Below are 21,179 nucleotides of genomic sequence, written 5' to 3' on the forward strand. Positions count from 1 at the left end.
CCATATGAATTGGATGGTTTCGTTTTGTGTATATCAATTATATTCATCAGTCTTTAAAAAAGCTATCTACCAACTCCATGTTTTGGATACATTTATTTAACCCAACAGTTTAACAGCTGATAAAATGAAATATTACTAACTTCACATTTAACCGAGTATCTCTGATAATTCATTTAAAATTCCATCTTTTGTTATATCAGAATTGCTTGATAAATATTTTTTGTAATTTTCTAAAACATCAATTTTGTTTCCAAAAATATCCTGTAATTGTTCATTGAAATACTCCTCTTCTTGTTCAGAATCAATTTCTTCTAATAAAGCAGGTATATATTTTTTCCTCTCGAACTCAAAAGCTAGTGAAGATATCGAAGCGCCCGCTTCAAAGATACAGTTCCACCTTGATTCATATTTTGGATCATCCTCTTGCATATAAATAAAAGCTCCTCCGAATTCAGTCCCATCATCAAGAAGAGAGTATAAATAATCTGCTGACACCTCCTGATTTTCTACCCATTCCCAACAAGCTTCAAGAAGCTCATCAATATTTTTATAAAACTTACTTTCCTTCATAGATTTGGATAACCACGTAGCAATCCCTAGTTTATATATTGCTTTTATATTTTTACTCATTTTTTACTTTCCTTACCTCACTACTTCAAATACTTTCCATTTTGGATTGTGAAATTTAACCTTCCAACTTTTCTAACACCCTCTCTCTCGACTGATGTAACCACAATTTTTAAATCTGGATATTTTTTTGAAAATTGTAAAAAATTCCTTCTTTAGCAGCATCATTTGTGATGCCAGAAATGCACGAAGTACATACACCAATTGGATTAGATTGATACATTTCTAATGTACCTTTTACTTTTTCAGGTTCCATATTTTGATTTTTTTAAAATTATTTATCTTTAGCAATCTTTAAAAATGCTTGTTTGAAATCCTCATACATTTCGAAGGCGATTTTCATGACGTCTCGAAAATCTACATAGTCGGAAATAATTGGCTGTTTGATAATATAATCACGCGCAATCATCAACCTTGGATATCTAGTCCAAGGAGAACCAAGGACAACTTTATCTCCTTCATAAGCAATCCAAATCAATTCTAAGCGACCATACTCAAGGGCAAAATGAAAACCAAAACGAAAATGTCCGATTTCCTCCAAGTCAATATAGAAAAAGCGCTCTCGTTTATCATACCGAACTTTGTAGCCTAATAATTCAACAATTTCCATCAAAAAATCGCCGTCAAAGTAATCCAATTCTTGACCTTTTGGGGTTCTCTCCCTATTGTATTTTTTAGAAATATTTCCATATCGTTCTACGAAATTGATTTCTATTAAGGTCCGTTCAACCCTACTATCTAGCTTCATTCTTCATCTCCTGTAGTAGCCTTCAAAAATGCTTGTTTGAAATCCTCGTACATATCAAAGGCGATTTTCATGACATCTCTAAAATCTACATAGTTGGAAATAATGGGATCCATTATCTTATTGTCTGGTGAAGTTAGCAATCTTATGATAGTAAATAGATTAGTTCCTAGCAAGACATTTTGGTTTGAATCTTTTAAATCCCAGATGAACTCTACCATTCCATATTCCAAAGAAAATTTAAAGCCGAATTCATATTGACCATTTTTTTCCTTTTTTAGCGAGAAAAAATACTCTTTTTTGCTAAATTTCACTTCATAACCTAAGGAATGGATTATTTCCATCAAAAAATCGCCGTCATAATAATCCAAAACTTCTTCTTTAGGAGTTCTACTCCTACTAAATGTATGGGACAATGCTTCATATCTCTCTACAAAATTTATATCTTGTAAGGCTTTTTCAACTCTAGTATCTAGCTTCATTCTTCATCTCCTGCATCAACTATTTCTACATTTAAAATACCATCATTCAGGAATTCTTCCTCGAATATTTCTCCACTTTCAAACATAAAGTGTTTATTCATTGCTATTGACATGTGTTTTAGTTCAGAAAATGCATCCTCCAGGCCGTCCAGAGCTAAAAAGATATCTACAAATTCAGATGTATAATAGGGATCTTTAGATGATGAAATTTCCTCTTTCTTTTTTTCTAACAAGCTAAGCCCGCTATTTAATTGATTCAAGCATTCATTTATAGCTTTTTCACAGCTTTTTAAATCATCTAGCATCTCATCACTCAAGAGATTTCCATTGCAGTTCTGATTTAACTTCTCACAAAAGTTGATATATCTCGTTACTAGCTCATTCATTATCCTACACCTATCTATAATCAACTGTCGTAATAAATTTGATATTGGGCTGCTCTTCGACTTGCCCACAATATTTATAATTATAAAGCAAAATAATGGAATTACTTTCAGGTATAGCTAAGTCATCTTCAATCTTCTTTAAATTTTCTATGATGACATCTGCATATGAGGCTTCGATTAAATGGTCATATACATTTAAAAATCTGTAATCGCAATATTCTTTTTCAATTAGGTAGTCGTCAATATCATCGATATCAATTTGAAAAGCGTCATAAAACTTGGAACTGACGATTTCTCCGTCATCATCATACCTTAAGTCGATATAGGTATCCAGCTCTTCCCTACTTGCAAAATTTCCAACCCAAATTGATACTGTATTTTCAGTCTCCATATTCTCACCTCTATTTATACTGAAAGTCGCGCTATTAAAAATTTTAAGCTTATTCTAAAAATGCTACTGATGCTAGAACTTATAGCTTTTATCCCTCACTATCGAACATGAGTTCATCTAGTTTTTCTCTATCAGCAGCAATATTTTTATAGGTTTCAATGGTATTATTTAGAAATCCCATATCCACTTCAGCTTGTCCTTTATACAAGTTAATTTCTGCACCTAAACTTATGAGACTGGCAAGAATTTCTTGCATAACTATTAACTGGTCTAGATCCAGATAATCACTTTCTAACAAAGTCTCATTTCTCTCTATTCTCGTCTTGATTTCACCAATTGGCAAAGTGCTATGTCTTCTCATTATTTTACATGCCTGTAAGATATTATCTGACATTTTGATCTTTGCGTAGATTATTGACACCATTCGCTCCTTTATAAACATCTTCCATTAAACATTCCTTGACTCGATAAACCCATCTTTAGTTATTCGAGAAACTTGATTTAGTCTGAGTCATTATCTTCATCCAGATATTTAACATTTAGGATTCCATCATCTAGGTATTCTTCATCAGATATTTCTCCACTTTCATACATAAATTTCTTATTCAAGGCTACCAGCAAGTCATCCGCATCATCCAATAAAACCTCTAGTCGTCTCAGTCCCCAAAAAATTTCAAGAATTCCTTTTGTATAGGCTCTATTTCTTGAAGATTCAATTGATTCAATCTGACTTTCCAAGATCTGAAGACCATCTTTTAACTGTTCGAAACTTGAATCCCAGTCATCACGAATGTCCTCCAAAAAATCATCTAACTTCTCCTGATCAAGCAGTTTTCCATTAAATTTATCATTAAGTGTTGAGCATACCTGATGCAAATTTTCTAGTACTTCTTTCACTTTCTACTTTCCTTATATATTTATCATCTACTTCTATCTTCAAAGACCACAATCTTGACTGAGAGGGAACAATTCCGCATTATTTCTATATTGGAAAGTCGGAACCATTACTTCGCATCATCGAACATATAGAAATCGTCTTCCTCAATTTGATTTTTGGTATCTTCTTGTGACTCAATGACATGACTCAAAAATTGCATGCTTACCTTTTCATCATCAAGAAATAATTGAAGCTCCCCACCCAATTCGGTTATCTCTTCTACTGTCTTTTTAAAGCTCTTTAGTCGCTCTAAATTCAGATATTCTGTTTCAAGCACAACCATATGATGAGTCATTTTTTCTTTGATTACTCCGATTGGTTCATGACTGAAATCTCTAATTATTTTCAAAAATTTCGTATCGCTATTATCTGACTTTATTTTGGCCATAAATTTATGCATGACTGCTCCTTTTTTAAATCTATCCATTCGCCGAGTAAACTCATTTTCTATCTTCTCTGCTAGTCACATCTTCATCAACATTTTCACCATTGATTTCTCTAATCTTCTTTGAAATTTGAATGTGAATCTCCCTTAAATCGGCTACAAAATTTTCAATATTTAGCAATGAAGTATAGATATCATACATCCCATTTAGATAGGCTTGATTAGGAGTATTATGTATTGATTCTAAGTCTAAATTTTCCATTCTAGCAATCCCTCTGGCAAGATTATCTAAGTCTTCTTGGAAATCTTCACGAATGTCATCACAAACATCCGATATCTTTTCTGGATTTATTAAATGCTCGTTATAATGGGAATTTAACTTTGAATAAACGCTTGTTAATTCTTGCAATAATTGTTTCATAAAGTGCCCTTCAGTTCATTCTATTCAGGAAAGTATTGACTTCAAAACAATATCTGCCTCCCGCAAAATAGGCAGGTTGTTAAAAATCAATGTTCAATAAAACTAGTATAACAAAAACTCTAGGAAAAATGAAAATGTGATAACGTCAGGTTATCACATTAAACGAAATAAGACTATAGCTTAACAATTACTTGCTCACGACCAGCATACCTATCGATTTCTTCTTGCCAGATTGCTATCAATTCATCATCAACAATGACTGGACTATTTACCTCTTTCATTTTTTGAATTCTTTCGTCAATAGATTTAATCTTACATACTTTACTTTTAATAGTAGCAAGAAATTCTTTAAACGAAAGATGGAAGGGAATAATTTTTTGTTTTTCATGATCAAAAAATGCTATGAGATTATAATTTTGTTTAGAAATTCCCAAAAGAATATAATTTCCAAAACTATCCTCTGCAATCGGTAGGTAACCAGCTTGAATATGCTCGGATAGAAAATCATGGTCAAGGAAATACTGGAAATTGTATTCGTAATCAGCATTTTCAAAACCATAAAAGGCTCGAATATCCCAAATCTCTTTCTTTATTTTAAAGCTTGTCTGTAAGGCATTTCCACCATTATAGTTTAGTAAAAAGGTTCTATATTCTTCCGGCAACAAAATGTCATGATTTTCTTCAAATTGAACCACTGCCTCCGAAACACCTGTTTTATCAAATGGAAAAATTCTTAACATTTTTTCTCCTTTTTTGTTCTTGAATAGCCAGTATACTTGAATTTCAGCTATTTCTATCTATTTCATCGGAAAGTTTAAGCAATATGTCACATAATTCCTCAAAATCCAAAGATAGATTGCGTAGACCTATTATCATCTGTGAAATTGCTTCTCTGTCCAACTGATTGTCTTTTGTAAGAGACTGAACCAGCTTTTCATTTCCCTTTTGTATCCAACCTACATGATTTGGAATGTAGTCCCTTAAATAGTCTGTAAAGTCTTCTAGAGTTTCTTCTGAAAACGGCACATCCGCTTGACTCGTTTGAATCAATGAAATGCTTTCCACTATTTTTTCCAACTCTTTCTCAATTGTCATTTTATTCTTCTTTCATGATAGAAATATGTTCCGATAAATTATCCATCTTTGACTGAGATAGATTAACAGTGCCAGTTCCACAGGAGTCTAGCTTAGAAGGTCAATGATGAACAACTCTAGTATAACAGAAACTCTCCAAAAAATAAAAATGTGATAACATTGGGTTATCACATGAAACAAAATAAGATTACAACTTAACAATCACTTGTTCACGGCCGGCGTACTTATCAATTTCCTCTTGCCAGATTTCCTTTAAGCTAGGTGTAATTTCTTTTTTGCTGCCTACGGCTCTCATATCGGCGATTCTCTCTTCAATCGTGCGAATCTTTCTCTTTTTGCTTTTAAGTTTAGCCACCCAGTCTTCAAAACTGATTTCTAAAGGCTGCACAAGCTGACCTTCATGATCAAAAAAAGCTATCTGATTGAAATTTTTGTCTGTAACACCAAGAAGAATAGAATTACCAAAACTATCCTTGGCTATGGGAATGAAGCCTCTGTCTAAAACTTCTTCTAAAAAACCACTCTCAATCAAATATTGGAAATTATTGTATTGACTCGCTTTATTAAAACCATAAAATGCACGTATATCTGAAGTTTTACGATTTATACTAAAACTAGTTTGTAAGCTATTCCCACCATTATATTTAAGTAGAAATTCTTTATATTTTTCTGGGAACTTAATTGTAAACTTATCTTCAAAATCTGCTATAGCCTGCTCTACACCTTCTGTATCGTAAGGAAAAATTCTTAACATTTCTATCTCCAAATCTTCTTACCATCTTGTAAAGTTTCAATTCAATTAATCTACCATTTTTAAAATAAGTACTAAATAAAAGAGGGACTACACATTCTCACATTCTAATCCCTCCCATTTTAACATTAATTTTGGACTAATTCTAGAAATTCGGTAAAAGTGCGAGCCAGAAAATAGGCATTGTTTTCATCACTTGAAGCTTCTAGACTATATGTATCATCATAGTAATAAATACCTTCATCCTCATCACCACTCAACCAGAAAACTAGAAAGCCATGTTGCAAGGAATCACCTATAATGATTGAATTAGAAAAAAGATCATCTAAGTATTCATCAGTCCAATCTTCTATATCAGAGTTTTTTACGTCAGTCTTAATCCCATATAAAGTAGCAACATTAATTTCTTCATTGATGTTCTTTATCTCAATAGAATTTTCAAACTCATAGGAAGGACATCGTCCGCCATTGCTTTCTTTCAAAAAGTTTTTATAGTCTTCTGGAAGAGTTAGCTTGTATTTCCCTTCCAAATCTTTTATTTCCTTATCACTGGCATGACCTAGTGATCGAATCATTAAGCTCATCTTATGTTTCTCTTCTTTCAAATATCGCAATCTTTGGTTTACGATTTTTGTTGAACATGCTCCCCTTTTGGTTAAAAGGCTTGATGCCTTTTAGACTGTCTTGTCCATCTATCGCAAAATCAGAGTCAACTCAAAAAGTCAGTAAAAATAGTATTACAGCTTAACAATCACTTGCTCTCGACCTGCAAATTCATCGATTTCTTCTTGCCATAAAGCTTTTAACTCATCATCAACTACAACAGGACTTCCAATTTCTTCCATTTCTTTCATTCGTTCCTCAATGGATGGAATATGAACAACAGGACTTTTTATCTTTTTTAGAAATTCTAAAAAATCTATATCAAATGAACTATACTGTTGACTTTCATGGTCATAAAAGCCTAATTTATTATAAGTACTAGCACCGATACCAATTAGGATACTGTTACCAAAACTATCTTTAGCTATGGGTAAATAATGATTGTCAATAAAATCTTCTAAAAAGCCTTTTTCGATTAGATAGTTAAAATTACTATAATGGTTAGCTAATGAAAAACCGTAAAATGAATGGATATCTGAACGAACTTTCTCAACTTTAAATGTTGTATCAATCGTATCTCCGCCATTATACTTTAATAAAAATTCTTTATATCTTTCAGGCAAGGAAATAGAATAATTTTTCTCCAACTGTTCTATTTCAGTTATGACACCATTGGTTTTAAATGGGAAAATTCTTAACATATCTGCCTCTTTTCACTACTAACACCAAAAATATCCTCTATCAATCTGGTTGAGCAATATCAATGAGTATTTGAAAGCCGTATCTGAATCTCTCTAAAATCAGATAATTTTTCTTTCAATCTATATCTACAATCGGCTCCGCCACTTCTAACAAAGGTCGGGATGGCTCTTTTTGATTGAGTTTTGCCTGCACAGCTTCTGCCACTGCTCGCGGTACGCCCACTTCGACGATTTCATCGACACTGGCTTCTTTAATCTTGGTCAGAGATTTGAAATGCTTCATGAGATTTTGCTTGCGTTTTGGCCCCAAGCCTTCGATGCCATCGAGTTGCGATGAGAAGGAATTCTTAGATCGAAGCTGACGGTGGAAGGTAATGGCAAAGCGGTGCACTTCATCTTGGATGCGCTGGAGGAGGAAAAATTCCTGAGAATTACGGGACAGTTCTACGACTTGAAGAGGATCGCCAAAGAGCAATTCATGGGTCTGGTGCTTGTCATTTTTTTGCAGTCCAGCGATGGGAATATCCAGCCCCAACTGGTTCTGGATAACTTCTTTAGCAATATTGACCTGACCTTGTCCACCATCAATGACAATCAAGTCTGGTGGCGTCAGCCCGTCACGAATCACCCGACTATAGCGGCGCTTGATAACTTCTCGCATACTAGCGTAGTCGTCCGGCCCTACCACCGTCTTAATCTTATATTTGCGGTAATCCTTCTTGCTAGGCTTACCATTGACAAAGACCACCATAGCCGATACGGGACTAGTCCCCATGATGTTGGAGTTATCAAAAGACTCAATCCGAACGGGTGTCGGAATATTGAGGAGCTTCCCTAGATTTTCTATAGCCCCCTGCGTTTTTTCAACGGATTTCTCCAAAAGGTCAAATTTCTGCTGGAGACTGACCCGAGCATTCTTAATAGCCAGATTGACCAGCTGTTTCTTTTCGCCTCGCTGAGGCTTGACTACTTTGGTATCCACCACGGCTCGGACGGCTTCTTCATCAATATCTGCTGGAAGTAAGATTTCATTGGGCTTGAGGTGGGACTTTTCTTGGTAAAACTGGCCAATATAGGTCAGGAAATCTTCGTCTGGATCATTGTAATAGGGAAAAAGATTGACATCACGCTCAATTAGTTTACCCTGCCGGACAAAGAAGACCTGCACGCACATCCAGCCCTTGTCCACATAATAGCCAAAAACATCGCGATTCTGCAAATCCTTAGCCATGACCCTCTGCTTGGTACGCAAGGTTCCAATAGCCTGAATCAGGTCACGGTATTCAGCCGCTCGCTCAAACTCCATGGCTGCAGCTGTTTTATTCATCTTATCACGCAGCTCATCGATAATCTTATCGTCCTGGCCTTTTAGAAAATCCGACACTTCCTGAGCCATATTCTTGAAATACTGGCTATCCCGCTTGCAAATCGTATGGGCTTCGCATTGCCCCAAGTGATAATAAAAACAGACTTTTGCAGGTGGATTGGTACATTTTTTAAATGTAAAAATTCGATCGAGCAGGCGTTTGATTTCATTGGCTGCACCGACATCTGGGTAGGGGCCAAAATAAAGACCACCATCCTTTTTGACTTGGCGCGTGATGATCAGACGAGGATAAATCTCGTTGGTAATCTTAATAAAAGGATAGGACTTATCGTCCTTGAGCATGATATTGTACTTGGGCTTATTTTCCTTGATTAGATTTATTTCTAGGAGCAAAGCCTCGATATTAGACTCAGTGACAATAAACTCAAAATCCTCAATCTCGGAAACCAGAGCCTCCGTCTTAGTATCGTGGCTGCCACGGAAATAAGAACGGACCCGATTGCGCAGATTCTTGGCTTTGCCGACATAGATAATGGTGCCATTTTTATCCTTGTGAATGTAACATCCGGGACTGGTCGGCAACAGTTCCAGCTTGGATTGAATTAGCTTGTTTGTAGACATATTTCTCCAAAACCCTATCTTTTCAATAGAAATTTTTCATTTTCCTAGAACATGCACTGTTACAAATGTTTATTTATAGGCTAGACTTACTTTGTTTCTCGCGCTCTTTTTTCTAACATTTTCTTTATGAAATAAGGCATTTTGACATTTTCTCTGCCCTTTTTCTCTATCAACTTTTTGACAAATTCAGGCATTTGAAGTTCTTCTGTTTCGCTCAAGATTTGATTGCTTTCTTCTGAAGGGGCCAATTCGTCAAAGGTTGTTTCTTCTGGGTGCATGTATCGAAGCTCTTCTGTTTCATGTTGACGAATAGTCGCTAGTAATGCATCAATCAAACGGGAGTCTGTGTTAGGCATTGGTGGACGATGATAAGCCACACCGAGTTCTTGACACAATTCCTGACACTCCACATCATTATCAAACAGCACCTCGATATGTTCGCTGATGAAACTAATTGGGACAAAGATATAATGTTGTGGATGGGTCGTTTGATCTCGGAGATATTCTAAGACATCTGGCTTGATCCACGGCAAGCCAATATCGCTTTCGCTCTGCCAGGTATTGGTATACTCAGATGGAGCAAGGCCAAGCCGATGCGCAATCAACTGTGAGTTTTCAATAATCTGATCAATATATGGATCTTCAAAATCAAGCGCTAAAACTGGCACACTGTGAGCTGAAAAGATGACCTTAAAACTTTCATCTTTGACTTGCGTTTGCAAGATTTTCCTGATTTCTTCCTCCCAAAAGCGAAGCAAGTCCTCAGCCTGATACCATTCTTTGATAATATGGAATTTAATTGTCTGGCTCGTAATAAATTTTTCATACCCCATGACAGAGTAAAAAGAATAATGCGGTTCTAAAATCAAGCAGATACATTCCTCAATCCCGTCATCCTCCATCTGCTTAATAACATCTGGAATAAAGGGGCGAGAAAATTTATTAGCAAAATAAACAGCATATTCCCCCTTTAAAGCTTCTTTCACTAGCTCAACTTCTGCCCGCGTGATGCGTTGCAGGGGACTGCCACCAATACGCTGATAATTATCATGAAGGTGCTGAATCTCCTGATCAGTAGGTCGAACGCCACGACGGATATTCGTGAAAAATTCTGCAATATCCTCAAAAGTATAGCCCTCTGGCGATCCAAAGGTCATCATTAGAATAGCTTTTTTAGTCATAAGTTCCTCTTTTTGTATAAAATCCTCTGCTATTATAACATGATATCCCCTGAAAAGCAGATAAAAGGAATGTTTTCTAGCTAAATTTAAGAATTATTTGAGTGTCAAAAACTTTTCTTCCTAAATTTGATTCAATCAAACTAATTCACCAATAAAAAATGAAGTGAGCTGTAACACTCACTTCACTGTTATATACTATAAAGTTTTTCTACGGCGATGTTTCACAGCACCTGCGAGAAGAGCTGCACCGAGAGTCATTCCAAGGAAGGCTAATTGTTCCGCTTCCGTTCCTGTATTAGGAAGGACAACTGACTGGCTAGGCGAAGCTTTAGGAGTCGCTGGAGCATTAGTATTATTATCAGTTTTTGGCTGAGCTTGAGTAGCTACGTTAGCCAATGTTTCAACCGATGCATCCTTCTCATCTTGAGAAGCTGAATTTGCATTCGAAGTCAGAAGCGTTTGACTACCTGCACCTGCTGCTGCAAAATTAAGTCCACCATTTGCTTGATAAGTAGTTGTAGTGGCCGATGCTAGGGCTTGGCGCTCTTCTTTTGGAAGAAGGTCTAGCAAATAATTGTAATTTGCTAGCAACTCATTGTAGACTGTTTGCAAATCAACTAATTTTGCATTCTCAGTCTCAGCAACAACTTGTTTAGCCTTCAGGTCAGCCTCTGCTGCAGCCAAGTCATGCTTAGCTTTTTCCAATTGTTGTGGAGCTGTTTTGAGATCTGAAACTTTCTTCTGAGCCGCTGCTACACGATTTTGAGCAGCGACTAATTCAGCTTTGGCCGCTTCTAGTGCCTTATTCTTATTTTCCTCAGCCGTCTTTAAAGCTGCAAGTTGATTCTTAGCCTCTACTAAGGTTGCCTGAGCTTTTTGCAATTTAGCCTGATATGGAGAAAGGGCAGACGCGATTCTTGCTGTCGCTGACTTCAAAGCAGCCTTTTTATCTGACAAGTTTTGTTGGGTCAGAGCCAAGGCTTTCTCAGCAGCTTCAAGATTCTGTTTGGCTTTTACAACAGCAGCCGAACGATTTTTCTGTGCCTTATACGAATCTGTTAATTGATTATTCAAAAGATTCAGGCTAGATTCTTGACTAACTTTTTGCGCTTGTAACTCTGCCAAGCGATTCTTCAATGCTGTCACATTGGCACTTAAGGCAGCTCCACGACTGCCACCGCTGCGGAGAAGTTTCTCCATAGCTTCAACGGTTAGCAATGTGCCATTATTAACTCTTTGATTGAAATTCCGAACATTATGGAATCCAACTTCTGAAGTTCCGTATGGAGTTCCAAACTGATTTGGATGAGTGTCATAGGCAGCAGAGATTACATTGGCCTTGTTATCCATCATTTGGACATAGTGACCGATTTGCGCAAAGACGTTAGGCCCCACCTTCATATAAATGGCATTGGCATCCAGTTGTCTTTCATCAGTTGGCAAGCCGTATTGAGCAGCAATCTTCTGATACAAGGCTTTTTCACTATGCCAGAAATTAACCGCACCTTGAGGATTGAAGCTGATGGCCACGTTTTCATTGCCAATCAGCTTGCCCATGTGCCAGTTAGCCTTCTCAAAGTACAAGGTCTGAATTTGGCTGGCAACATTAGCATATGGATCCACCAAAAGCTCTGGGAGACCCGCATTACGACGGTAAGCATTGATAGCCTTAACCAATTCCAAGGCCTGCAAGTTATTTTCCAAGCTCGCTGGGCTAGATGGATCTGATCCGACCGTGATCTTGAATTCATTCTGACCACGTTTGTAAAGGGCTAAAGCGTCGGCTGCAGCATTTCTTACGGCTTCGTTGTTCGAATTATCTCGAAGATTCTCTAAGAATTGCGAATAGGTCGTATTTCGTAAATCAACCGGTGCTGTACTTGCATTTTTCTGTTCATGCACCAACTCTGTATTTGTTGCAGCAATCAATTGCTTGGTCTGCTCTAACTTAGCCTGAGTTTGATTGATTTTGTTTTGGATTTCTGCTTGATTTTGTGGCGCAACGTTTGCTTCTTGTTCCGCTTTTGCTAGTTCATTTTTAGCATGCTCCACAGCTGTTTGAGCTTGATTTTCCTGATTTTTAGCAGTTTCTACAGCTGCAGTTTCTGCATGAACTGGTTCTTTAGCTTTGTTTAGTTCAGATTCTGCCACATCCACCAATGATTGCTGGCCAGCAATTGTATTTTCTTGGTCTTTAACTGCCTGACTTGCTTCCTGAACTGCAGTTTCTGCTTCTTTGACAGTTTCTGATTTTGCTGTTACTTCTTCTTCAGCTTTTTTAACACTGGTCTCTGCTTGAGAAATGTTTTCTTCAGTTGCTGCTTTTTCATTTTCAGTAGCTGTAGCCACTTTCTCTTGAGCCTCTGAAACTGTAGTTTTAGCTCCTTCAAGGTCTGCTTCAGCTTTCTTAGTTTGCTCTTGTTGCTGATTTACATTTTTCTTGGCAGCATCTGCTTTTTCCTTCGCTTCTGCTACATCCGCTGTCGTAATTGGTTTCTCGGTAACTGCTGTTGCCTTTGGTTTCGTAGCCGTTGACTCAACGAGTTCATCCGCTTTTACCTGATGGCTAAGCGCACCAGAAATAATCGTTGTCGCTGCAATGCCAGTTGCTACAACGGATTTACCAATTTTCTTGTCCATAGACATCTCCTTCTAATAGCACATGTATCATTTTACAATCAGTCCTATGCTATAATACTAACATAAAATGACTGGTTAAACCAGTCAAAACCATATCATTTAAATAGAAATTCTATTACAATTTTATGACAAAAATCGAACGCTCCATCCTAAGAATATAGAAATAGAGCGGATTTAAAGCATTTTTCGCCTCTTCCGCTCCTCATTTCTATTTATTTAGAAAAAATTTCTTTACTGCTTATTTACTTCTGACGCCACTTGACTTTCAGCCTCTTTTTCTGAAGGAGCTGGTGCATTCGCTTCTTCTACTTTAGGAGTGGCTGGTGAGCTTGGCTCTTCCACAGTCTCTTTAGGAGCCTCGCTCGTTTTTTCTTCTTTAGTCTCCTCAGCCGGACTGGCCTCCGTCTCAATTTTAGCTTCAGTCGGAGCTGGCTTGTTGGCTTGAAGCTGATTAAAGAACGCTTCTGCTTCGGCTAATAAGCCTGCTTTGTCCACACTCGGATCGGATAATTTATCCAATAAACCATCTACCTTGGCAAATTGCTCATCTGTCCCCTGTTGTTCCTCAAGCATCTTGTGGGCGGACATCAGCAAATTGTAAATTTTAAGATAGATCTCTTTATCCTTGAGCGCTCCAGATGCTTGCTGTTCTTTTAAGGTTTCAACGATTTGAGTCAAGAGCGTTTTCGTTTCTGCTAAGATTGTTTCTCGATCTTTGCGACCTTCTTGCAAATCAGTACCAAGTGCTACGAGTTTCTTTTGATAATTTTCTTGCAGAGTCGAATCCGTTACTTTTTCCAAAAGTTCTTGCCCTTTTTGGAAGAGAGCTTGGAGAGTTGCTTCTGAGATTTCCTCAGTAGGTTGTGGTGCAAATTCTCCATACAATTCTTTCAAGAAACCATAGATGGCCGTCTTATAACTGTGATCGTCCACCTTTTCGGTATCCAGAACCGTTTTATCCTTGGCCGAAGCTGCCTCGCCACTTGCCAGAGCCTTATCAACTTCGAGCTTGGTTTGATAGAGTTCCAAGAAAAGAGCTTTCAGGTCGACCGCTTCAATAAACGCCTGAGATTTATAAAGCTTGAGCGTCAAATCAGCAACTTTCTTACGAAGTTCTGGCTGCAAGCGAGCATCATCAACCGCAAGATAGAAAGCTTTGAGATACTCAACGGAGGTCACTCCTGTCCGATCTTGATAATCTTGCAGACTTGCCAATAGCTGCTCAATCTCAGCCATCTTAGCTTCATTTTTTTCTACCTTAGCTGTCTGCAATTCACCGAGCAAGCTGGTTTTATTCACATTGTAGCTGTCTGTTTCCAAACGTTTGATCTTGTCAACCAATTCTTGATATTTTTTATCAACTTCTGTCAGCTCTTCCGTTTTCGCTTTCTCGTCAACATGAATGTAGTGCTTATCAAATTGATCCAGACTTGCCAGATAGCCCTCTGTTGAGTTGCTTGGCAATTGCTTCATGGTTTCTACAAAATTACCGAGAGCTAGCTCGATTCTACGTTGCATAAGCAAGTCTTTAGCATAAATGGTTCGGCTAGCTGTCAGGAGAGTATCTACCTTTTCAAGAACAGCCTTTTCATCATAGCCTCCTGCTTGATAAGCTGATTGCAAAGCTGGGATTTTGTTCTTCAGGCCTAGATTCAATCCTTTGGATTGGACACGAATGTAGTGGTTGTGATCGCCATGCGGAATGACAAATTGACCATTTTCAACCTGGATACTGTACGGAGACAGACCTGAACGCAGGGCTGTTGTATAAAGCTCGTTTAGGAAGTCCAGCTCTGGATTTCCAGTTTCTAAAGGAATCCGAACATGCTCTTTTCGAACAGCATATGGATGGATATGTGTCGGATCGTAGTCTTGATCTGGATTATTAAAGACAAAGAAGCCTTTTGAAATCTTTATTGCTTCACGCGGTACACCATAAGTCTTGGAAATATAAGCGATTTTCTCTTCATCACTTGCGTCACGAGAAAAACGGTCATATTCTGTGCTGACTTGACTGGACTGGCTTGAATCTTTGTGCTTAGCCAGGTTAGCCTCTGCCGCTGCAATCTGATCTTTTGTCAAATCCTTTTTGAAGAAATAATGTGCATGCCCGCCGTGTTGGACAACGTAACCTTCCTCATCTTTTGAGATGACATGTTCAGCATGGAAACCATGGTCGTGCTCGTCTTTATCAGTTGGTTTAGCTGGCTGGCTTGGATTTGCTGGTTGGCTAGGCTGGCTTGGTGTACTTGCAGCAGCCTTAGGATAAGTCTGCTGACCAGCAACAGGAATGTTCCGAGCTATTTCTTCTTCTAGAGCGGACAGTTTGCTATAAGGGATAAAGTGGTAGTGATTTCCATGCGGAATGGCTACTCCTTCTGCGGTCCGTCTAACGATTTTACTTGGATCAAAGACAAGCCCATCTTTTTCAACATAGCGTTTTTCTTTTGGTGTACGGTAGAGTTTCTCAAGTAAGGTTTGATAACTTGATGGTGCATCTTCTGCTTTTTCAGCTGGTTTAGCTCCGTGCCCAGCATCTGATTGGGCAGGTTTGGACGGTTGAGCTGGCTTAGCAGTCTGTCCCTTGTCAGCTTGATACGCTGGCTTAGTCGCAGTTCCTGCATGTTGATTTTCTGATGCTTTACCTGTAGGAGCAGAAGCTTCTCCTCCTGTATTAGGATTTTCAGCTGGAGTAGCTGCTTGCTTGCCTCGCTGCAAGGAATCCCAGTAGGCTTGGGCAGCCGCTAATTCACCTGGCGACAGATCACTTTTAGGAATATAATGCATATGACCGCCATGTGGCACAAGGAAGCCATCTCCTGTATCCGAAATCACATCAGATGGACTGAAAACATAGCCGTCATCTGTTGTATAGGCGCCATTGCTCCGACTCGATGCAGTGCCTTCTGCTTGATAGGTTCTCTTTCCTGCAGCATAGGCGGCACTTGGACGACTGAAGTCTTGTGTTTTTCTGCTAACAGTTTGACTCGATTTAGCTTCTGAACCGCCTTCTCCTTCTTCCTTGCTAGGATGAATCTGTCTTTGCCGTGCGATTTCATCAACTGAACGGACATTGCTGGTTTCTTTAGCATTGGTCAGATATAGATAATATTTGCCTGCAACCTTGATAATATAGCCATCTTTCACTTGGTTGACAATATCTGACTCCTGCAATTGATAATTTGGATCCCGCATAATCAACTCTTCACTCAGAATTGCATCAAAGGGGACCTTGCCATTATAGTAATGATAGTGATCGCCATGTGAAGTCACATAGCCTTGGTCCGTAATCTTGACAACGATCTGCTCAGCAGTAATGCCTTCTTTGGCCTGAATCTGCTCAGGTGTCAATTTCTCGGCTTTTTGAGATTTATTGTCCTGCTTATTTGTAGATTTCTTTTCTACATAGGCCACTCGATTTCTTGCTTGTTCTTGTGGCTTATCTGCTTGATACTGCATGATCGCATAACCGCACACACCAAGTGTAGCTAGTGCCGCAACTGAACTAATAATATATTTCTTTTTCATACATCACCTCAATGTTTTAATTCTTTGGCTAAAATTTCTAAATTATCTTCTAAATTTTCAAGATAGGTCTTGTCATTTTCAGGATCTGCTTCCAGAGGATTCAGCACCTTTAGGTTGACTCCTGTCGCCTTCTTCAAGGTTTCAGCCAACTTAGAAGAAGCATTGCTCTCGACAAAAATCGTCTTGACTTTATAGGTCTTGATAAAATCTTGTATCTCCGTCAACTGCCTTGGACTAGGCTCTTGATCTGGCGAAATGCCTGAAATCCCTAATTGCTTGAGACCGAAACGCTTGGCTAGATAAGAAAAGGCCGTATGCTGGGTCACAAAAGTTTTTTCATCTAGCTCGCTAAAGACTCCTTGGTATTTTTGGCTCAGGGCCTTTGCCTTCTCTGCAAATTTTTGAGCATTTTTTTGATAGGTATCCGCATTTTTACTATCTAGCTTGGACAATTCTTGAGCAATGATCTGCGCCTCTTCTGCTACTTTTTCAGGATCTAGCCAGGTATGTGGGTCATAGAGGGTCTTTTCATCAATCCCTTCCTCCGTAGACACTTCTTCTAAGCCGGCCACCTTGTCCAACTGCATCCCATTACTGGCTTCTACGACCGCTACTTTGGACTTTTGTAAACTAGTATCCAGACTACCAGCCCAAGACTCCAAAGTCCGCGAATGATACACAAAGACATCTGCTTCATAAATAGCCGCTACATCACTGGCTGACGGCTCAAATTCATGAATCCCTGCGCCCGACTGAATCATCCGTACATCATTTAAGTCTCCCGAGACTTCTTTGACCATCGAATAAATCGGGTAAAAACTCGTGACAATATTGAGCCCATGTTTGCTACCAGCACCGCTTGCTTCCTTTTTGCTACAAGAAGCAAAGCCAAGTCCCAGTAAGACTAGGCTTAGAGCTATCAAAACCTTTTTGATTTTCATTTCAACTCCTTAACCAGTTTAGCAATCATTCAAAGAAATAACTATTTTCAAAACATTCTTTCCCAAGAATTGCTTTCAAAAATAGCTTCTTTTATTAACTGGTTTATTAACTAGTTAAGATAATACTCCTTTTTATTTTTTCTGTCAAGAAGGAAGTTTGAATTTTTTCAAAAATTTTCCATCCCTTCATCCAATTAAAAAAGCCACAAACGTGGCTTTGAGAAATCGATATATAATTTTGCTATTTTATAGAAAGGACTAGTGTTCACTATCTCTACTATTGGCTCGAATTTCTTCCAACATTTTGGCTTCTTCAGCTGTACATTCATAGTTTTCCAGCAAGTCCGGACGACGCTCATAGGTTTTTTTCAGACTTTCATAGAGACGCCACTTGCGGATGTTTTCATGATGGCCGCTCATGAGGACTTCCGGAACGACCATGCCCCGATAGTCATAAGGACGAGTGTACTGAGGATACTCCAAGAGTCCAGACGAAAAGCTGTCATCCGTGTGACTGACTTCCTTGCCAATAACCTCTGGAATCAAGCGAACTGTCGCATCAATCATGGTCATAGCCGCCAATTCTCCTCCGGTCAGCACATAGTCACCTAGCGAAATCTCGTCCGTCACCAAGGTCTTGATCCGCTCATCATAACCTTCGTAGTGACCGCAGATGAAGATCAATTCCTCTTCCTTGGCCAATTCCTCAGCATAGGCTTGATCGAAGGTACGTCCGGCAGGATCCAGCAAAATCACGCGCGGCTGCTTCTTTTCAATAGCATCATAGGCATCAAAAATAGGCTGAGCCCGCAGCAGCATGCCTTGACCGCCACCATAAGGCTCGTCATCCACATGCCGAGATTTTTCCGCATTTTCTCTAAAATTGTGATAATTGATTTCCAAGATTCCTTTTTCTCGCGCCTTACCCACGATCGAGTGCTCCAAGGGCGCAAACATCTCTGGAAAGAGGGTCAAAATATCAATCTTCATCGTCCAGTCCTTCCGGTATCTCTACATCAACCCGGCCTTGCTCGATGTCAATGCTTAGCACCACTGGAGGAATGTAAGGCAGCAGCAAGTCGCGCTTGCCCTTACGTTTGACCACCCAGACATCATTGGCTCCTGGCTGGAGAATCTCCTTAATCGTACCTAGCAGAACATCATTTTCATAAACTTCAAGGCCGATGATTTCATGGTAGTAAAATTCCCCATCTTCCAAATCAGCCAAGTCTTCTTCGGCTACTTTCAGACTAAAGTCACGAAATTTCTCGATGTCATTGATATGATACATGCCCTTGAACTTGATGATATCAAAGTTCTTGGCCTTGCGATGGCTGGCAATTTCCACGTCCATGACAAACTGGTCTTTCTTATCGAAAAGAGCCAGTTTATTGCCTTTTTTAAAACGCTCCTCTGCAAAATCTGTCACTGATAAAACCCGCATTTCGCCTTGCAGACCTTGGGTATTGACGATTTTCCCAACATTAAAATAATTCATTTTTACTCCAGTTAATCTTTTTACTATTCGTTTTATTGTATCATTTTGCTAGCTTTTTCTCAAGGCAGGCAGCTGGCTTAGGCAGCGGAAAAGCCTATAAGTCAATGCCTTTTTCTTTGAGATTTTGCAGGCATTCTTCATAGTAAGCCGCGTCATGCTCGGGGTAAATAGGGCTCGCCACAGCGATTTCTTCCAGATGCACATAGGACGGACAAGTCTTGCCACGATAGTCCCGCTCCAGCCACTCTGGGGACACACGATAACCTCGCTTGCTCATCTCCTCCATAATCAGCTCATAGTAGCGATAAAGCAAGTAAGGAGAGTGGGTAAAAACATAGTCAACGGTCGCATGTTTCTTGCCCCAGCCATTGCCACGAAGAGCGCAGCATTCCCGATGCTGGCCAAGCAGTTGCGGACGGGGAAGTTTGGGAATCAGTGCTTGATGCCAGAGTCTCATTCTAACCTCCATTTAGTAAAAACAAAGCAATCTTTTGTTGCTCCAAATCGTAATTGAGCTCCAGAGAACTTCCTTTTAATAATCGCTGAAACGTCTATGTTTGATTTCAAAGTCGAAATAATTCTCTTCCTGAAGTCGGTGGAAAATGTCCCGATAGGCTTCTTCGTCAAAAGACTCTCCTCGATAAAGGATTTCAAAGCTAAGATCCTCATATTCCAGAAAGGCATTGGCTGAGCGGAAGCCCTTGCTGTGATAGAAATCCCAGCGAGCTTGACGCTGCTCAAGATTGTCACAGGGCTCATCCAGACGCTCGATTTCTAAAAGCATGGTTCGCTGATAGAAATTGACCAGCTTTTCGATGATTTCACCGCCATAGCCATGGCTGCGCAGGTGAGGCATAATCGCAAAGAAACTAACATAAAAGGCTTGCGCGTTGGAAATGGCAAAGGCAAAACCAACAAACTCCTTTTCATGATAAAAGGCGAAAAAATTAGCATCTTCCTGTTCCTCATATCGTAAAAATTCACTGAGCGGTATCCTTTCCTCTTCTGGGAAAGCTTCATTATTCAAGGCTTCTACCTTTTCCAAATCTGGAAAATCTGCTGTAATGATCTGGCTGGTTAAGCTCATAAAATCACTCCTTTTCTAGTGATAGTATAACAAATTTTATAACTGGTTTCAAAAAAGAGCCCTGAGAGAGCTCTTATGTATTTATTTTTCTGAAGTGATGGTAAGATTCCGAGTTCCTAGGAACTACTGATAGTTGGTCCCGATTGGACTCCCAGCCACTACTTCACTATTTCACGTAATTTATCCAAATGCTGGTTATCCGTCACAGCCATAATGCTGACTCCTGCTGGCCAGACAAAGTCTGGAGTAAACTGACTTTCCAAAGGCTGATTTTTTGTCAGACGATAGCCAATAATATTGAGATGATACAGCCTACGAGCATCTACATCACGAACTGTTTTCCCGAGCCAGCTAGCAGGCAGTTCAAACTCAGCCACCACTACATCGTCATCCAGCTGGAAAACCTCAATCGAATGGTTAAAGAGAATGGTCTTGGCCAATGAAATGCCAGCCTCCACTTCAGGCAGGATAACCAAATCAGCTCCCACCTTTTCCAGCACCTGCTGGGTCACTTCATCCTTGACCTTGGCAATGACATTTTTAACGCCCAATGCCTTACAGTGCATGACCGCTAGGACACTGGATTCCAAACTTTCACCAGTCGCCACGACGACCGTATCACAGGAACCAACGTCTGCTGCCTCCAAAAGCTCCATATCGGTGATGTCCCCGATCACACCGACGGCAATCATGTCTTCATACTGATTGATTGTCTCTTCGTGATTATCAATCGCAATGATTTCTACATCTTGAGAAATCAAGGCCTCAATGATACTCTGTCCAAAAATCCCCAAGCCGAGGATTCCAACTGTTTGATTTGCCATTTCTTTTC

At 39.2% G+C, this 21,179-nt stretch carries 24 protein-coding genes; all 24 read right to left on the reverse strand.

Annotation, left to right across the window (positions count from 1 at the left end):
* Positions 1-147 precede the first annotated feature (147 nt).
* The gene (locus PAN94_RS03850) at positions 148-630 is read right to left on the reverse strand and encodes an Imm6 family immunity protein (RefSeq protein WP_285874701.1); all 483 of its coding nucleotides are present in this window, start codon (positions 628-630) and stop codon (positions 148-150) included.
* 271 nt (positions 631-901) lie between these two features.
* Positions 902-1,375 (reverse strand): hypothetical protein, encoded by a 474-nt coding sequence (locus PAN94_RS03855; protein WP_285874702.1) that lies wholly within the window; start codon positions 1,373-1,375, stop codon positions 902-904.
* Positions 1,372-1,854: a hypothetical protein gene (locus PAN94_RS03860; RefSeq protein WP_285874704.1), complete on the reverse strand. Its 483-nt coding sequence runs from the start codon at positions 1,852-1,854 to the stop codon at positions 1,372-1,374. Before PAN94_RS03860 ends, PAN94_RS03855 begins: the two co-directional genes overlap by 4 nt.
* On the reverse strand, positions 1,851-2,240 hold the full coding sequence (locus PAN94_RS03865; protein WP_285874705.1) for a hypothetical protein: 390 nt from the start codon (positions 2,238-2,240) through the stop codon (positions 1,851-1,853). The genes PAN94_RS03860 and PAN94_RS03865 overlap by 4 nt, the downstream gene beginning before the upstream one ends.
* A gap of 10 nt (positions 2,241-2,250) precedes the next feature.
* Positions 2,251-2,631, reverse strand: coding sequence for an immunity 22 family protein (locus tag PAN94_RS03870; RefSeq protein ID WP_285874706.1), 381 nt, complete (start codon positions 2,629-2,631; stop codon positions 2,251-2,253).
* 88 nt (positions 2,632-2,719) lie between these two features.
* Positions 2,720-3,025: a hypothetical protein gene (locus tag PAN94_RS03875; protein ID WP_285874708.1), complete on the reverse strand. Its 306-nt coding sequence runs from the start codon at positions 3,023-3,025 to the stop codon at positions 2,720-2,722.
* 107 nt (positions 3,026-3,132) lie between these two features.
* On the reverse strand, positions 3,133-3,528 hold the full coding sequence (locus PAN94_RS03880) for a hypothetical protein (protein WP_285874709.1): 396 nt from the start codon (positions 3,526-3,528) through the stop codon (positions 3,133-3,135).
* A 107-nt stretch (positions 3,529-3,635) separates the two neighbouring features.
* Positions 3,636-3,995: a hypothetical protein gene (locus PAN94_RS03885; RefSeq protein WP_285874711.1), complete on the reverse strand. Its 360-nt coding sequence runs from the start codon at positions 3,993-3,995 to the stop codon at positions 3,636-3,638.
* Between the two features lie 13 nt (positions 3,996-4,008).
* Positions 4,009-4,374, reverse strand: coding sequence for a hypothetical protein (locus PAN94_RS03890; protein ID WP_285874712.1), 366 nt, complete (start codon positions 4,372-4,374; stop codon positions 4,009-4,011).
* A 173-nt stretch (positions 4,375-4,547) separates the two neighbouring features.
* Positions 4,548-5,114, reverse strand: a complete 567-nt coding sequence (locus PAN94_RS03895; protein WP_285874713.1) for an SMI1/KNR4 family protein — start codon at positions 5,112-5,114, stop codon at positions 4,548-4,550.
* Between the two features lie 43 nt (positions 5,115-5,157).
* Positions 5,158-5,469, reverse strand: a complete 312-nt coding sequence (locus PAN94_RS03900) for a hypothetical protein (RefSeq protein WP_285874714.1) — start codon at positions 5,467-5,469, stop codon at positions 5,158-5,160.
* 187 nt (positions 5,470-5,656) lie between these two features.
* Positions 5,657-6,223, reverse strand: a complete 567-nt coding sequence (locus PAN94_RS03905) for an SMI1/KNR4 family protein (RefSeq protein ID WP_285874715.1) — start codon at positions 6,221-6,223, stop codon at positions 5,657-5,659.
* Between the two features lie 125 nt (positions 6,224-6,348).
* The gene (locus PAN94_RS03910; protein WP_285874716.1) at positions 6,349-6,804 is read right to left on the reverse strand and encodes an SMI1/KNR4 family protein; all 456 of its coding nucleotides are present in this window, start codon (positions 6,802-6,804) and stop codon (positions 6,349-6,351) included.
* A gap of 153 nt (positions 6,805-6,957) precedes the next feature.
* Positions 6,958-7,524 (reverse strand): SMI1/KNR4 family protein, encoded by a 567-nt coding sequence (locus tag PAN94_RS03915; RefSeq protein WP_285874718.1) that lies wholly within the window; start codon positions 7,522-7,524, stop codon positions 6,958-6,960.
* Between the two features lie 115 nt (positions 7,525-7,639).
* Complete coding sequence (gene uvrC, locus PAN94_RS03920) at positions 7,640-9,472, reverse strand: excinuclease ABC subunit UvrC (protein ID WP_285874719.1); 1,833 nt, start codon at positions 9,470-9,472, stop codon at positions 7,640-7,642.
* Positions 9,473-9,558: 86 nt separating this feature from the next.
* Positions 9,559-10,653, reverse strand: coding sequence for a ferrochelatase (gene hemH / locus PAN94_RS03925; RefSeq protein WP_285874720.1), 1,095 nt, complete (start codon positions 10,651-10,653; stop codon positions 9,559-9,561).
* A 195-nt stretch (positions 10,654-10,848) separates the two neighbouring features.
* Positions 10,849-13,293, reverse strand: coding sequence for a CAP domain-containing protein (locus PAN94_RS03930; protein WP_285874721.1), 2,445 nt, complete (start codon positions 13,291-13,293; stop codon positions 10,849-10,851).
* Between the two features lie 231 nt (positions 13,294-13,524).
* Positions 13,525-16,821: a pneumococcal-type histidine triad protein gene (locus PAN94_RS03935; RefSeq protein ID WP_285874722.1), complete on the reverse strand. Its 3,297-nt coding sequence runs from the start codon at positions 16,819-16,821 to the stop codon at positions 13,525-13,527.
* Between the two features lie 8 nt (positions 16,822-16,829).
* On the reverse strand, positions 16,830-17,762 hold the full coding sequence (locus tag PAN94_RS03940; protein ID WP_285874723.1) for a metal ABC transporter solute-binding protein, Zn/Mn family: 933 nt from the start codon (positions 17,760-17,762) through the stop codon (positions 16,830-16,832).
* A 258-nt stretch (positions 17,763-18,020) separates the two neighbouring features.
* Positions 18,021-18,752 carry a tRNA (guanosine(37)-N1)-methyltransferase TrmD gene (gene trmD / locus PAN94_RS03945; RefSeq protein ID WP_285874724.1) on the reverse strand — a complete coding sequence of 244 codons (732 nt, stop codon included), beginning with the start codon at positions 18,750-18,752 and terminating at the stop codon, positions 18,021-18,023.
* Complete coding sequence (gene rimM / locus PAN94_RS03950; protein ID WP_061422770.1) at positions 18,742-19,260, reverse strand: ribosome maturation factor RimM; 519 nt, start codon at positions 19,258-19,260, stop codon at positions 18,742-18,744. Before rimM ends, trmD begins: the two co-directional genes overlap by 11 nt.
* 94 nt (positions 19,261-19,354) lie before the next feature.
* Positions 19,355-19,717 (reverse strand): TIGR02328 family protein, encoded by a 363-nt coding sequence (locus tag PAN94_RS03955; RefSeq protein WP_285874726.1) that lies wholly within the window; start codon positions 19,715-19,717, stop codon positions 19,355-19,357.
* A 75-nt stretch (positions 19,718-19,792) separates the two neighbouring features.
* Positions 19,793-20,347 carry a GNAT family N-acetyltransferase gene (locus tag PAN94_RS03960; RefSeq protein ID WP_285874727.1) on the reverse strand — a complete coding sequence of 185 codons (555 nt, stop codon included), beginning with the start codon at positions 20,345-20,347 and terminating at the stop codon, positions 19,793-19,795.
* Positions 20,348-20,505: 158 nt separating this feature from the next.
* Positions 20,506-21,171, reverse strand: a complete 666-nt coding sequence (locus PAN94_RS03965) for a potassium channel family protein (RefSeq protein WP_285874728.1) — start codon at positions 21,169-21,171, stop codon at positions 20,506-20,508.
* Between the last annotated feature and the right edge of the window lie 8 nt (positions 21,172-21,179).

Origin of the sequence: Streptococcus sp. SC1 (genome assembly GCF_030272855.1) — a bacterium.
GTDB lineage: Bacteria > Bacillota > Bacilli > Lactobacillales > Streptococcaceae > Streptococcus.